Here is a 13,129-nt window from a genome sequence, read left to right on the forward strand (position 1 = left end):
CATCGGAGGAAACGGCATGCGCAACATCTCGAAGACGCTTTTCGCCGCGATTCTCGCCGTTTCGGCGGGCGTCGCGCTCGCTCCCGCGCCTCTGCGCGCCGAGACGGGCGAGACGACGCTGACGGCAAGCGGCCTGAAATATACCGACGTAAAGACCGGCGCGGGCGAGTCGCCGAAGGTCGGCCAGACGGTCAAGGTCCATTACACCGGCTGGCTCTATGTGAACGGGGCCAAGGGCAAGAAGTTCGACAGTTCCAAGGACCGCGGCGAGCCCTTCGAATTCCCGCTCGGCATGGGCCAGGTGATCAAGGGCTGGGACGAAGGCGTCGAGACCATGAAGGTCGGCGGCAAGCGCACGCTGATCATTCCGCCGGATCTGGGCTATGGCGCGCGCAATATGGGGCCGATCCCGGCGAATTCGACGCTGATCTTCGACGTCGAACTGCTCGGGGTGAAATAATCGCCGAAACTTGTCGTTCGCGAGCGCGCCGTGGGCGGGGAGAGTCCCCGCCCGTCACGTCGTCAATTCCGAACGGGCCTTGCGACGGCCATTGACAGGCGTCGTTTCCGCTTGCTTAGATGTGGATGGCGATGGGGTTCGCCATGTAACCGCCCTTGGGGCTGATGACTCCTGCTTGTGTCTCTGCACGGCGGGAGTCTGCATGATTACCTTTTCCTTTGAAAAAACGACGTTGAGGCTGGCGTCTCGCGCATTTGCAACCGGGCGGGCGGCCTGCCGGCTCCGGGCAGCCTTCGCGCGGAGGGCCGGACAATGACCTCGATCTGGGCGCAAACGGCGCTGGTCTTCGGCCTCGCGCTCGTCGCCAGCTTTCTCGCCAATCGCTATCGCCTCTCGACGGCGCTCGTCGAGATCCTTGTCGGCCTCGTCGCGCAAGCCGCGCTCGGCCTTGTGGGCTACGCCTGGATTTTCGACGTTCAGGCGCCCTGGGTGAAAACCCTTGCGGGAATCGGGGCCATTCTCCTCACTTTCCTCGCGGGCGCCGAACTCGATCCGAACGTCTTCCAACGCAAATGGAAGGAAGCCGCCGCGATCGGCAGCGCCAGCTTCCTCCTTCCTTCCGTCGTCTGCTGGGCGGCGGCTCATTATCTGCTGGGCTGGGAATCTTCCCCGGCGCTGCTCGCCGGCATCGCGCTCGCAGCGACCTCCGTCGCCGTCGTTTACACGGTGATGATGGAATATGGCTTCAACCGCACGGAATATGGCAAGACGATTCTCGCCGCCTGCTTCATCACCGATCTCGGCACGGTGGTGACGCTCGGCCTCGTCTTCGCGCCCTTCACATGGAAAACGCTGCTCTTCGCCGCCGCGCTCGGCGCGGCCTTCGTCTATCTTCCCAAAATCACGCCGCTCGCCTTCGCGCGCTTTGGCGGCCGTCCTTCGGAATTCGAAGCGAAGTTCCTGCTGTTTTCTCTGCTGGGCCTCGGGGCTCTTGCGACCTGGGCGGGGAGCGAGGCGGTTCTGCCCGCTTATCTCATCGGCATGGCGCTCGCCGGAAGCGTCGGGCGCGACGCCGCGCTCATCCGCCGTCTGCGCACCATCACGATTGGCCTGCTCACGCCCTTCTACTTTATCCGCGCGGGCTATTTCGTCTCGCTGCCGGCGGTGCTCGCCGCGCCGCTCGGGGTCATCGTCTTTCTCCTCGCTGAAATTGCGAGCAAGGTCGCAAGCGTCTATCCCGTCGCGCGCAGCTTCGACTCCCCGCACAAAGACGCGGCGTATACGACCCTGCTGATGGCGTCTGGCCTGACCTTCGGCACGATCGCCGCGCTTTTCGGCCTTTCCAACGGCATTATCGACCAGTCGCAATATTCGACGCTCGTCGCCGCGATCATCGGCACGGCGGTGATCCCGACGCTGATCGCCAACAAATATTTCCTGCCGCGCCATCTTCTGCCGAAAGACGAGCAGGAGACGCCGCAGGCCCATGCGAGCGAGGTCGAGAAGGCGCTGGAGACGAGCGACGTGCGTTCCTGACGGGCTCGCGCCCCCCACTGGGAGGCGCGAAGCGGCTTCACACGCTCGCTATTCGACGAAAGGCATCAAGGCTGCTCCATCAGCTCTTCGGCCTCGAGCTCCACGAGCGTCGGCTTCGGCTCCGGCTTTTTCGGCGGCGCCGGCTTTGCGAACCACACCACGATTGCGAGCAGGACGAAGACCCCGGCCCCAAAATAGAAAGCGTCGTCGAGGCCCAGCAACATGGCCTGCTGACGCATCAGCCGCGCCATCTGCGCGCGCGCGACGCTTTCGCTCATGCCGAGATCCTGCAGCTTGCTGGAGAGCTGCCCCATCACGTCGAGAGACGGATAGGACCTCCCGCCGAAATGATCCGCCATGTCGAGCTGATGCACGGGCGTGCGACGAAACTGCACCACGGCCTGCCAGGTGATGCCATAGGCGCCGAAGGCCGTGCGCAGCATTGCGAGCTCCTCCGCCGCGCGGATGAGCTGCTGGCCGGCGAGACCCTGAACCGCGATGGCCGCAGGCGGCGCGAAGAATGTCCCGAGAAAGAAGCCGAAGAACAGCATCGGCGTCGTGATCGCGTCGAAGGACGCGAGCTTGTCATATTGGCCCAGCCAGGCGAGCGTGACGGCGAAGCCGATGAAATTCAGGCTCGCGAAATAGCGCAGATCCATCTGCTTCACGAGCAGATGCACGATGGAGACAAGCGGCGCCGCGAGAATGGCCATTATGAGATAGACGACGCCGGCAAGAGAAGAGGTATAGCCGAGCAGGGTCTGCAATTGCCCGATGAAGACCGACAACGTTCCCTGTATGACCAGAAAGCCGAGGAGCGAGCAGAAGGTCGCGACCGCGTAATTGCGGTGGCGGAAGAGGCGGATGTCCAGCACCGGGTGGCGCTCGCCCAGTTCCCAGATCACGAAAGCGGGGAAAGCGATCAGCACCACGACGAGAACGAAGGTCAGAACAGGCGAGCCGAACCAGTCGAAATCATTGCCCTGATTGAGGATCGTCTGCACGCCGACCAGCGTGACCGAGATCAGGACAAAGCCGACCGTGTCGAATCGCGTGACGCGTCGCTTGAAGGGCCGCCCGTAAAGCAGCGCGGCGACGACCCCGGCGATGGGCAGTCCGAGGATGATGTTTGAATAGAACAGCATCCGCCAATCGACATATTCGGCCCAGAAGCCGCCCATGAATACGCCGAGCGTGAAAGGCGCCATGCTGAGCACCGCCCACCAGGCGACGCCGAAGCTGCGGCGTTTTTCGTCTATTTCGCTCAGCGCCAGCGCCTGGCCGAGCGGCAGGATGACGCCGCCGGCAAGGCCGAGCAGGAACCGCATCGGCACGAAGAACCAGATCGTCTGGCTCCAGGCGCAGGCGAGCGAAAAGAACGCGTAGAATATGAAGGCGGCGACATAGACCCGCCGCTCGCCATAGCGCCCGGAGAGCCAGCGCGCGAAAGGCAGGCCGAGCACGATGCCCATCATATGGTCGGTCGTGCCCCAGGTGCCGAAGCTCGGATTGACGCCCTGCAGACTCCCGGCCGCATAGGGCACGAGCACGGTGTAGCCGGGCACGTTGGAGAGGGCGATGACGTTGGCGAGGGCGAGCGCGGCCTGGAGCAGGAGGAAGCGCCAGCCGGTCAATCGTTCGGTCGCCGCCACGTCCCCCGATTCGCGAAGGCGCCGCTTATTTTCGGAAAACAGCTTTGGCAAGACGGACTCCGGTCGCGTAGTCGCATGCAGGAGTCATCGGCCCTGAGGGCGGTTACAAGGCGAACCCCATCGCCTGATCCGGAGTTTAGCCGAAAGACGCGGGGGCTTGTCAACCAAGGGCGCGACTTTTGGGGAGATGCGGCGATGTGGCCGCAAGGAAGGGCTTTTCGGAAGGGTCCGGACAGGCCATCATCACGCGCAAGGCGATGCGGCGTCGCCCTTGCTTCGGCGAATGGCGCCCTCCCCGCGCCTTTAAAGACACGGACCATCGGCTCTTTATGACCATACCGAATTGGCGGGCCCATCCGGACGAAATCGCGGCGATCGTCGCGGCCCGTCATGGCGATCCGTTCTCCGTGCTCGGCCCGCACGAAACGCCGCAGGGAATCGTGATCCGAGCTTTCGCGCCGGGCGCCGAAACGGTGGTCGCGGAGACGCCCGGGGGCGAGCGGATCGCGTCGCTCCAGCGCGTGCGCGCCGAGGGCTTTTTCGAAGGATTGACGCCGCTCGAAGGCCGTGCGCCCTATCGTCTCGCGGCGACGAATGGCGCGGCGCGATGGCGCTTCGCCGATCCTTACGCCTTCCCGCCCTTTCTCGGCGCGATGGACGATCATCTCCTCGTCGAGGGCGCGCATCAGAAACTCTATGAAAGGCTCGGCGCCCATATCGTGACGCATGAGGGCGTCGAGGGCGTGAATTTCGCGGTCTGGGCGCCCAACGCCCGCCGCGTCTCCGTCGTCGGCGACTTCAATGAATGGGACGGCCGCCGCGCGCAAATGCGCAAGCGCGTCGACAGCGGCGTCTGGGAAATCTTCATTCCCGGCGTCGGCGCTGGCGCGGTATACAAATTCGAGGTGATCGGCCGCCGCGGAAACCTCCTGCCGCTGAAGGCCGACCCGTTGGGCTTCGAAGCGGAATTGCGTCCCAGCACGGCTTCGGTGGTCGCATCGGACGCGCCCTTTAAATGGGGCGACAGCGTTCACATGCGGGAGCGCGTCAAATTCGATCCGCGCCGCGCGCCCATGTCGATTTACGAAGTTCACCTGCCCTCCTGGCGCAAGGCGGAGGGCTGGCGCTTTCTCACCTATGACGAGCTCGCCGACCAGCTCGTGCCTTACGTCGCCGATCTCGGCTTCACCCATATCGAACTTCTGCCCGTCAACGAGCATCCGCTCGACGCTTCATGGGGCTACCAGCCCATCGGCCTCTTCGCTCCGACGCGCAGACATGGCGACGCGCAAGGCTTCAAGCGCTTTATCGACCGCGCCCATCAGGCGGGCCTGGGCGTGATTCTCGACTGGGTTCCGGCGCATTTCCCAACTGACGAACACGGCCTGGCGCGGTTCGACGGCGGCCCGCTCTATGAACATCCCGATCCGCGCCGCGGCTTCCATCCCGACTGGAACACGGCGATCTATGATTACGGCCGGCGCGAGGTTTCGAACTTCCTCATCGCCAGCGCCCTTTATTGGCTCGACCGCTTTCACATTGACGGGCTGCGCGTCGACGCTGTCGCTTCCATGCTCTATCTCGATTATTCGCGCAAGGAAGGCGAATGGGCGCCCAACCCCGACGGCTCCAACGACAATCGCGACGCCGTGCGCTTCCTTCAAAGATTCAACGAACTTGTTTACGGACTCTTCCCCGGCGTCGTGACGATCGCGGAGGAATCGACCTCCTGGGCCGGCGTGACGCGACCGACCCATGCGGGCGGACTCGGCTTCGGCTTCAAATGGAATATGGGCTGGATGAACGACACGCTGCGCTACATGTCGTCCGATCCCGTCTATCGCAAATGGCGCCACAACGAGCTGACTTTCGGCCTTCTCTACGCCTTCGCCGAAAATTTCGTGCTGCCGCTCTCGCATGACGAAGTCGTGCACGGCAAAGGCTCGATCATATCGAAAATGCCCGGCGACGAATGGCGACGCTTCGCCGGCGCGCGCGCCTATTACGGCTTCATGTGGGGGCATCCCGGCAAGAAGCTGCTTTTCATGGGGCAGGAGTTCGGCCAGACAAGCGAATGGAATTACGCGCGGGAACTCGATTGGCGCCTGCTGGATCAGGCTTTCCATCGCGGCCTGCGCGATTTCCTGCGCGACCTCAACCGTCTCTATCGCGACCACGAGGCGCTTTACGCGCGCGATTGCGAAACGGAAGGTTTCGAGTGGATCGTGGTGGACGACGCGGAAAGTTCCGTCTTCGCCTTTTTGCGTTATGGCCCGGACCGCGCCAGGCCTGTCCTCGTCGTCTCCAACTTCACGCCCGTGCCGAGGCCTCATTACCGGCTCGGCCTGCCGCGCGCCGGGCGCTGGCGCGAGCTGCTCAATTCCGACGCCGAAATCTATGGCGGGTCGGGGCAGGGAAATCTCGGCGCGATCCATGCCCGCGCCGAAGGCTTCGCCGGCTTTCCCGCCTGCGTGGAGATTCAAGTCCCGCCGCTCGCCACTTTGTTCTTCGAATTCGAAAACGATGGTCTACAATGACTGCGAATCGCATCTTCTGCGGACAGGATGTGAATAATGGCCGCCTATGACAATGCGCCGCTCGCGCGCTACGCCATGGCCTATGTTCTCGCCGGCGGCAGAGGCTCCCGGCTGATGGAGTTAACCGACCGGCGCGCCAAGCCCGCGGTCTATTTCGGCGGCAAGTCGCGCATCATCGACTTTGCGCTTTCAAATGCGCTGAACTCCGGCATTCGCCGCATCTGCGTCGCGACGCAATACAAGGCGCACAGCCTCATTCGCCACTTGCAGCGCGGCTGGAGCTTCTTTCGCACCGAGCGCAACGAAAGCTTCGACATTCTGCCCGCGAGCCAGCGCGTCTCCGAAGACCATTGGTATCTCGGCACGGCCGACGCGGTCTATCAGAACCTCGACATCGTCGAGAGCTACGACCCCAAATACATCGTGCTCCTCGCCGGCGACCACATTTACAAGATGGATTACGAACACATGCTGCAACAGCATGTGGAGCAAGGCGCCGACGTCACCATCGGCTGTCTGGAAGTCCCGCGGGCGGAAGCCTCCGGCTTCGGCGTGATGCATGTCGATCATGACGACCGCATCATCTCCTTCATCGAGAAGCCCGCCGATCCGCCCGCCATGCCCGGCCATCCCGACCGCGCGCTGGTCAGCATGGGAATCTATGTCTTCGAGGCGAAATTCCTCTACGACCAATTGCGCCGCGACGCCGACGATCCGAATTCCACGCATGATTTCGGCAAGGACCTCATTCCCTTTATCGTGAATCACGGCAAAGCGGTCGCGCATCACTTCTCGCGCTCCTGCGTGCGTTCGGCGAGCGAGCAGCATGCCTATTGGCGCGACGTGGGAACCGTCGACGCCTATTGGGCGGCGAATATCGACCTCACCGATTTCGTGCCGCAGCTTGATCTTTACGATCGCAACTGGCCGATCTGGACCTATGCCGAAATCACGCCGCCCGCCAAATTCGTGCACGATCAGGTCGGCCGGCGCGGACAGGCTTTGTCGTCGCTGGTCTCCGGCGGCTGCATCGTGTCCGGTTCGACGCTCCGGCGTTCGCTGCTCTTTACGGGCGTGCGCGTGAATTCCTACGCGACGGTCGAAAACGCAGTCGTCCTTCCTTACGTGGATGTCGGCCGATCGGCGCGGCTCACCAATGTCGTCGTCGATCGCGGCGTGCGCATTCCGCAGGGCCTCGTCGTCGGGGAAGACCCGGAGCTCGACGCGCAGCGCTTCCGCCGCAGCGAACAGGGCGTCTGCCTCATCACGCAGCCGATGATCGACAGGCTCACTTCATGAGCCTGCGCGTTCTCGCCGTCGCTTCCGAAATGAGCCCGCTTGTGAAGACGGGCGGCCTCGCGGATGTCGTCGGCGCGTTGCCGTCGGCGCTCGCGCATGAGGGCGTCGAAACGCGCACGCTCATTCCCGCCTATCCGGAAGTTCTCGACGCGCTCGGCGATGGCGAGACGGTTCTCTCCTACGACGATCTCTTTGGCGGCCCCGCATGGGTGCATGAAGGCAGCTTCGACGGCGCGATCGTCTATGCGCTCGTCGCGCCGCATCTCTATGCGCGGGAAGGCGGTCCTTACGCCGACGAAAATGGCGTCGACTATCCGGACAACGCCTTCCGCTTCGCGGCGCTCGCCTGGGCGGGCGCCGAAATCGCGCAAGGCGCGATCCCCGGCTTCGCGCCGGACGCGCTGCACGCCCATGATTGGCAGGCGGCGCTCGCGCCCGCTTATCTGCATTACAGCGGCGGGCCTCGCCCGGCGACGATCGTCACGATCCACAACATCGCCTTTCAGGGACAATATGCGAAGGAATTGCTGCGCGCCTTGCGGCTGCCGCCGGAATCATTCGTCATGGACGGCGTGGAATATTACGGCGCGATCGGCTTTCTGAAAGCCGGCCTGCAGCTTTGCGACCGCATCACCACTGTTTCGCCAAGCTATGCGCTGGAAATCGAGACGCCGGAATTCGGCATGGGTCTCGATGGCCTGTTGCGCGCGCGGGCCGATGTCGTGAGCGGCATCCTCAACGGCGTCGATCAGGATGTCTGGAACCCCGCGACGGACAAACGTATCCCCGCGACCTACGACGTAACGAAATTGAAGACGCGCGCGAAAAACCGCGCCGCCTTGCAGAAACGCTTCCAATTGGAGCCCGATGCGGAAGCCTTTCTTCTTGGCGTCGTCAGCCGCCTGTCCTGGCAAAAGGGCCATGACATGCTGCTCGCCAATCTTCCCTCACTCATGACGCGCCATGTGCAGCTCGCTCTTATCGGCGCCGGCGACAAACATCTCGAGGAAGGCTTCCTCGCCGCGCAGGAAGCCTATCCCGGCCGCGTTTCGGTCCGTATCGGCTATAGTGAGGATTTGGCGCATCTCATTCAGGCGGGCGCAGACGCCTTCCTCGCGCCCTCGCGCTTCGAACCCTGCGGCCTCACGCAGCTCTACGCCTTGCGCTACGGCGCCGTGCCGATCGTCTCGCGCGTCGGCGGCCTGAAGGATACGATCATCGACGCGAATGAGATGGCGGCGCAGGCCGGCGTGGCGACGGGCGTGCAATTCTCGCCGCCGACGGCCGAAGCGCTGGCCGGAGCGCTGCGTCAGGCAGAGCATTTTTTCAAGGATAAAGAGACGTGGCGCAAGTTGCAGATCAACGGCATGAAAACCGACGTCTCCTGGCGCCATCCCGCGCAACGCTACGCGGCGCTCTATCGCGAGGCGGTCGCGGCGCGGGGCTGAGGCGACGATCAGCGACGTGGGACGCCTTGTCCCCTTTTTCCCGCAGGCGGGAGGGGGGAAGGCTGGCGCCCGATGCGCATTAGCGACGGCGCCCCCGAACCTCTCGGCGTCACGCTCGACGAGACGGGCGCCAATATCGCCGTCTTCTCCGCGCATGCGGAAGAAATTCATCTCTGCCTTTTCGACGGGGACGGCGTCGAGACAAGACGCCTTCGTCTCCCGGCGCGAAGCGGCGACGTTTTTCATGGCCGCGTCGAAGGGCTGAAGGAAGGCCAGCTTTACGGCCTTCGCGCCTATGGCCCGAACGCGCCGCATGACGGCCAGCGTTTCAACGACGCGAAGCTTCTCATCGATCCTTACGCGCTCGCGCTCGACCGTCCACTGTCCTTGCACGCAAGCATGTTCGCCTATGGCGAGACCGCGACGCAGGACAGCGCGCCTCATCTCGCAAAATGCGTGATGACGCGGCCGCGACCGGCGGCGACGGCTCGGCCGCGCCACGCATGGGGCGAGACCGTCATCTATGAGATGCACGTCAAGGGTTTCACCGCGACGCATCCCGATGTTCCGCGTAATCTGCGCGGGACATTCGCCGGCCTCGCTCATGAAGCCTCGATCGCGCATCTGAAAAATCTGGGCGTCACCACGCTGGAGCTCCTGCCCTGCGCCGCCTGGATCGACGAGCGCCATCTGCCGCCGCTCGGGCTCTCCAATTACTGGGGCTACAATCCCATCGCCATGATGGCGCCCGATCCGCGCCTCGCGCCCGGCGGTTGGAGCGAACTGCGCGAGGCGGTCGCAACGCTTCACGCGGCGGGCCTCGAGATCATCATAGACGTCGTCTTCAACCATACGGGAGAGAGCGACGAATTGGGCCCGACGCTCTCGATGCGCGGGCTCGATAATGCGACCTACTACCGGCTGAGGGATGATCGCGCGCGCTATGTGAATGATGCAGGCTGCGGGAACATTCTCGCATTCGACCGCGCGCCGGTCGTACGGCTCGCCATGGATGCGCTGCGCATATGGGCGATCTATGGCGGCGTCGACGGCTTCCGCTTCGACCTTGCGACGACGCTCGCCCGTTCGCCATCCCGATACGACGCCAACGCGCCTTTCCTCGCCGCGCTGACGCAGGACCCGGTCCTGCGCGAATTGAAGCTCATCGCCGAGCCTTGGGACATCGGCCCCGGCGGCTATCAGCTCGGCCGTTTCCCCGCGCCCTTCGCCGAGTGGAACGACCGCTATCGCGATTGCGCGCGTCGCTTCTGGCGCGGCGACCATGCGGGGGTCTCGGAGCTTGCGACGCGCGTCGCGGGTTCGCAGGATTTTTTCGCGCGCCGCCGCCCCTCGCGTAGCGTGAATTTCGTCGTCGCTCATGACGGCTTCACGCTGCGCGACCTCGTCTCTTATGCACGCAAGCATAATGACGCGAATGGCGAGGAGAATCGCGACGGAACGAACGATAATCTCTCCTGGAGCAACGGCGCCGAGGGCGCATGCGACGATCCGGCGATCGACGCGGCGCGCATGCGCGACCAACGCAATCTTCTTGCGACGCTGCTGCTGTCGCGCGGAACGCCGATGCTCGCCATGGGCGCTGAACTTGGAGCGACGCAAAAGGGCAATAACAACGCCTATGCGCAAGACAATGAGTCGAGCTGGCTCGACTGGTCCAAGGCCGACCGCGTTCTGATCGGGACGACGGCGACGCTTCTCGCGCTGAGAAAAGCGCATCCATCGTTGCGGGACGATCGCTTTCTCGACGGCGCCGCGCATGACGACGCCCTGATCCCGGACGTGCAATGGCTGACGGCGTCCGGCGCGCCGATGTGCGAGGAGGATTGGCGGCGCGCCGACGCCGATGCGTTGGTCGCGGCGCTTTACGCGGAAGGCGACCGCAGCCTGATCGTTTTTCATCGCGGCGCCTCGCCGCTCGACGTGACGCCGCCGCCCGCGCGTGACGGCTATTCATGGCGCAGAGCCTTCGACAGCGCGGAGCCGGGCGAGAGCGAGGACGTCGCCGTCGCTCCGCGCTCGGTCCTGCTCCTTGTCGAAGAAAAGCAGGCGTCCGCTCGCAGCTCCACGCCGACCGACGACGCCCTGCTTGCGCAACTCTCAAAGGCCGCCGGGATCGAGACGCGATGGAGCGACGTCGACGGCCGTATGCATGACGTTCCGCGCGACACGCTTTTGCGGCTTCTCGCGAGTCTCGGGCTTCCCGCGCAACTGCGCGGCGACGCGCGCGACAGCCTTTCGCGTCTTGCGGAAATCCGAGACCGCCGCGCCTTGCCTCAATACGCGATCGCGCGGGAAAACGAAGCGGGCCATCTGCGTCTCGCCGCGACGAGGGGAGACGCGCCGACGCGGCTCTTCCTGACGCATGAAGGCGGACGCGAAGAAGCGATCTCGCTTTCGGCGCTCGCTCCGCTGCGATGGCGCGGAGTCGACGGGCGAGAGAATGATGGCTATCGCGCGCGGTTGCCGCCGCTTCCGGCCGGGCGCTATGCGTTGCGCGGGGAGAGAGACGATACGATTTCCCGTCTCATCGTCGCGCCCGCGCAATGTCATCTTCCGGATGACGGACGCCGCTTCGGATTTTCCGCGCAACTTTATTCGCTCAAACGCGCGGGCGACCAGGGCATGGGCGATTTTTCGACGCTCGCGCTTCTCGCGAGAAAGAGCGGAGAGGCGGGCGCCGCGCTCCTCGCGATCAATCCGTTGCACGCCCTGTTCCCGAACGACCGCTCGCGCGCGAGCCCCTATTACCCTTCCGACCGCCGCTTTCTCGACGCGCTCTATATCGATCTCGCGGATCTTTTCGGGAATGACTTCGACGCGGCGACGGCGCGGGCGCTCTCCGCTCTCGACGCCGTCGATTATCCTGCGACTCACGGGCTCAAACAGCAGGCGCTCGAAACCGCTTTCGGCCGTTTCGACGCTTTGGCGCAGCAAAGGCCGGACGCCGCGCCTGTCGTCGATTTCGCGCAATTTGCCGCCGAGGGCGGCGAGGCGCTGACGCGCTTCGCGCTTTTCGAAGCGATCGGCGAAACGCGCGTGGCTAAGAACTGGCGGGAGTGGCCGCAGCCTTTGCGCGACGCCGACCCGCATGCGCTCGCGACGTTTGCGGATGAACATGCGCCGCGCCTGCGTTTCCATCGCTTCGTGCAATGGGTCGCGGATCGACAATTCGCGCAAGCGGCGCGGGCGGCGCGAGAGAGCGGTCTTGCGCTCGGCATTTGCCGCGATCTCGCCGTCGGCGCGGCGCCGGACGGGGCCGAAAGCTGGAGCAAGGCGGCGCGGCTCATCGACGGTTTCTCGATCGGCGCGCCGCCCGATCCTTTCAGCCGCGACGGTCAGAGCTGGGGGCTCCCGGCGCTCGATCCGCTCTCCATTGAAAATGACGGAGGCGCCGATTTCGCCGACCTCGTCCGCGCCAATATGCGGCACGCCGGGGCGCTGCGCATCGATCACGTCATGGGTCTCGCGCGGCTCTTTCTGGCGCCGGAGGGCGAGAAGGCGCGCGCAGGCGCCTATCTTTCCTATCCGCTCGACGCACAGCTCGCGCAGCTCGCCCTCGAAAGCGCGCGCGCGAAATGCATGGTCGTCGGCGAAGATCTCGGCACCCTGCCCTGGGGATTTCGCGAAAGGCTCGAAGCCTCGAACGTGCTCAGCTATCGCGTCGTCTGGTTCGAGCGCGCGGGCGCGGGGTTCATTCCGCCGCGAGACTATCCCGAAAAGGCGATGGCCTGCGTCTCGACCCATGATCTTCCGACGCTCGAAGGCTGGTGGCGGGGCGCCGATATCGACGAAAAGGAAAGCCTCGCTCTCCTCGCGCCGGAGGCCGCAAACGCCGAACGCGCGGCGCGCAGGAGCGACAAGCGCGCGCTTCTCGACGCGCTACGTTCCGAGGGCCTCGTGGAGGACGTTACGGAAGAGCGCCCATTCGATGACGCGCTCGCCACGGCGCTGCACCGGTTCGCGGCGCGCGCGCCCTCCATTCTCGCAATGGCGCAGCTCGACGATCTCGCCGGCGAGAGCGTCGCCGTCAACCTTCCCGGCACCGACCGGGAGCGGCCGAACTGGCGCAGAAAACTCCGACATTCCACGGAAAGACTTTTCGAAACGCCTCGCGCCGCGGCTATTATCGAGGGCCTCCGCCGCATTCTAGTCTAGATTGCGGCGGCATAGTTTGGC

At 64.5% G+C, this 13,129-nt stretch carries 7 protein-coding genes and 2 riboswitches; of the genes, 6 read left to right on the forward strand and 1 reads right to left on the reverse strand.

Features of this window, described 5'->3' with window-relative positions; genetic code table 11:
* Positions 1–16: 16 nt before the first annotated feature.
* Together MMG94_RS12940 and MMG94_RS12945 are read left to right on the forward strand one after the other, a co-directional pair.
* The gene (locus MMG94_RS12940) at positions 17–460 is read left to right on the forward strand and encodes an FKBP-type peptidyl-prolyl cis-trans isomerase (RefSeq protein WP_016920098.1); all 444 of its coding nucleotides are present in this window, start codon (positions 17–19) and stop codon (positions 458–460) included.
* Positions 461–578: 118 nt separating this feature from the next.
* A riboswitch (Fluoride riboswitch) is annotated at positions 579–641 on the forward strand.
* Positions 642–772: 131 nt separating this feature from the next.
* Complete coding sequence (locus tag MMG94_RS12945; protein ID WP_016920099.1) at positions 773–1,996, forward strand: cation:proton antiporter; 1,224 nt, start codon at positions 773–775, stop codon at positions 1,994–1,996.
* Between the two features lie 65 nt (positions 1,997–2,061).
* Here MMG94_RS12945 and MMG94_RS12950 read toward each other — a convergent pair whose 3' ends face one another.
* Positions 2,062–3,648 carry an MFS transporter gene (locus MMG94_RS12950; protein ID WP_051001123.1) on the reverse strand — a complete coding sequence of 529 codons (1,587 nt, stop codon included), beginning with the start codon at positions 3,646–3,648 and terminating at the stop codon, positions 2,062–2,064.
* A 71-nt stretch (positions 3,649–3,719) separates the two neighbouring features.
* Positions 3,720–3,782: riboswitch (Fluoride riboswitch) on the reverse strand.
* Positions 3,783–3,977: 195 nt separating this feature from the next.
* Between MMG94_RS12950 and glgB the strand changes: the two genes are divergently transcribed.
* From glgB to glgX, 4 genes are all read left to right on the forward strand, one after another.
* A complete protein-coding gene (gene glgB / locus MMG94_RS12955) occupies positions 3,978–6,185 on the forward strand; it encodes a 1,4-alpha-glucan branching protein GlgB (RefSeq protein WP_026016270.1) in 2,208 nt (735 codons plus the stop codon).
* Between the two features lie 36 nt (positions 6,186–6,221).
* On the forward strand, positions 6,222–7,484 hold the full coding sequence (glgC, locus tag MMG94_RS12960) for a glucose-1-phosphate adenylyltransferase (protein WP_016920102.1): 1,263 nt from the start codon (positions 6,222–6,224) through the stop codon (positions 7,482–7,484).
* Positions 7,481–8,932, forward strand: coding sequence for a glycogen synthase GlgA (gene glgA / locus MMG94_RS12965; protein WP_016920103.1), 1,452 nt, complete (start codon positions 7,481–7,483; stop codon positions 8,930–8,932). Before glgC ends, glgA begins: the two co-directional genes overlap by 4 nt.
* 72 nt (positions 8,933–9,004) lie before the next feature.
* A complete protein-coding gene (gene glgX / locus MMG94_RS12970) occupies positions 9,005–13,108 on the forward strand; it encodes a glycogen debranching protein GlgX (protein ID WP_016920104.1) in 4,104 nt (1,367 codons plus the stop codon).
* Positions 13,109–13,129 lie beyond the last annotated feature (21 nt).

Origin of the sequence: Methylocystis parvus OBBP (assembly GCF_027571405.1) — a bacterium.
In the GTDB taxonomy this organism is placed as follows: domain Bacteria; phylum Pseudomonadota; class Alphaproteobacteria; order Rhizobiales; family Beijerinckiaceae; genus Methylocystis; species Methylocystis parva.

Bases quoted from the DNA above. Each gene is read 5' to 3' on its own strand.
- glgA (WP_016920103.1), top strand. From the start codon at position 7,481: ATGAGCCTGCGCGTTCTCGCCGTCGCTTCCGAAATGAGCCCGCTTGTG.
- glgB (WP_026016270.1), top strand. From the start codon at position 3,978: ATGACCATACCGAATTGGCGGGCCCATCCGGACGAAATCGCGGCGATC.
- glgX (WP_016920104.1), top strand. From the start codon at position 9,005: ATGCGCATTAGCGACGGCGCCCCCGAACCTCTCGGCGTCACGCTCGAC.
- glgC (WP_016920102.1), top strand. From the start codon at position 6,222: ATGGCCGCCTATGACAATGCGCCGCTCGCGCGCTACGCCATGGCCTAT.
- MMG94_RS12945 (WP_016920099.1), top strand. From the start codon at position 773: ATGACCTCGATCTGGGCGCAAACGGCGCTGGTCTTCGGCCTCGCGCTC.
- MMG94_RS12940 (WP_016920098.1), top strand. From the start codon at position 17: ATGCGCAACATCTCGAAGACGCTTTTCGCCGCGATTCTCGCCGTTTCG.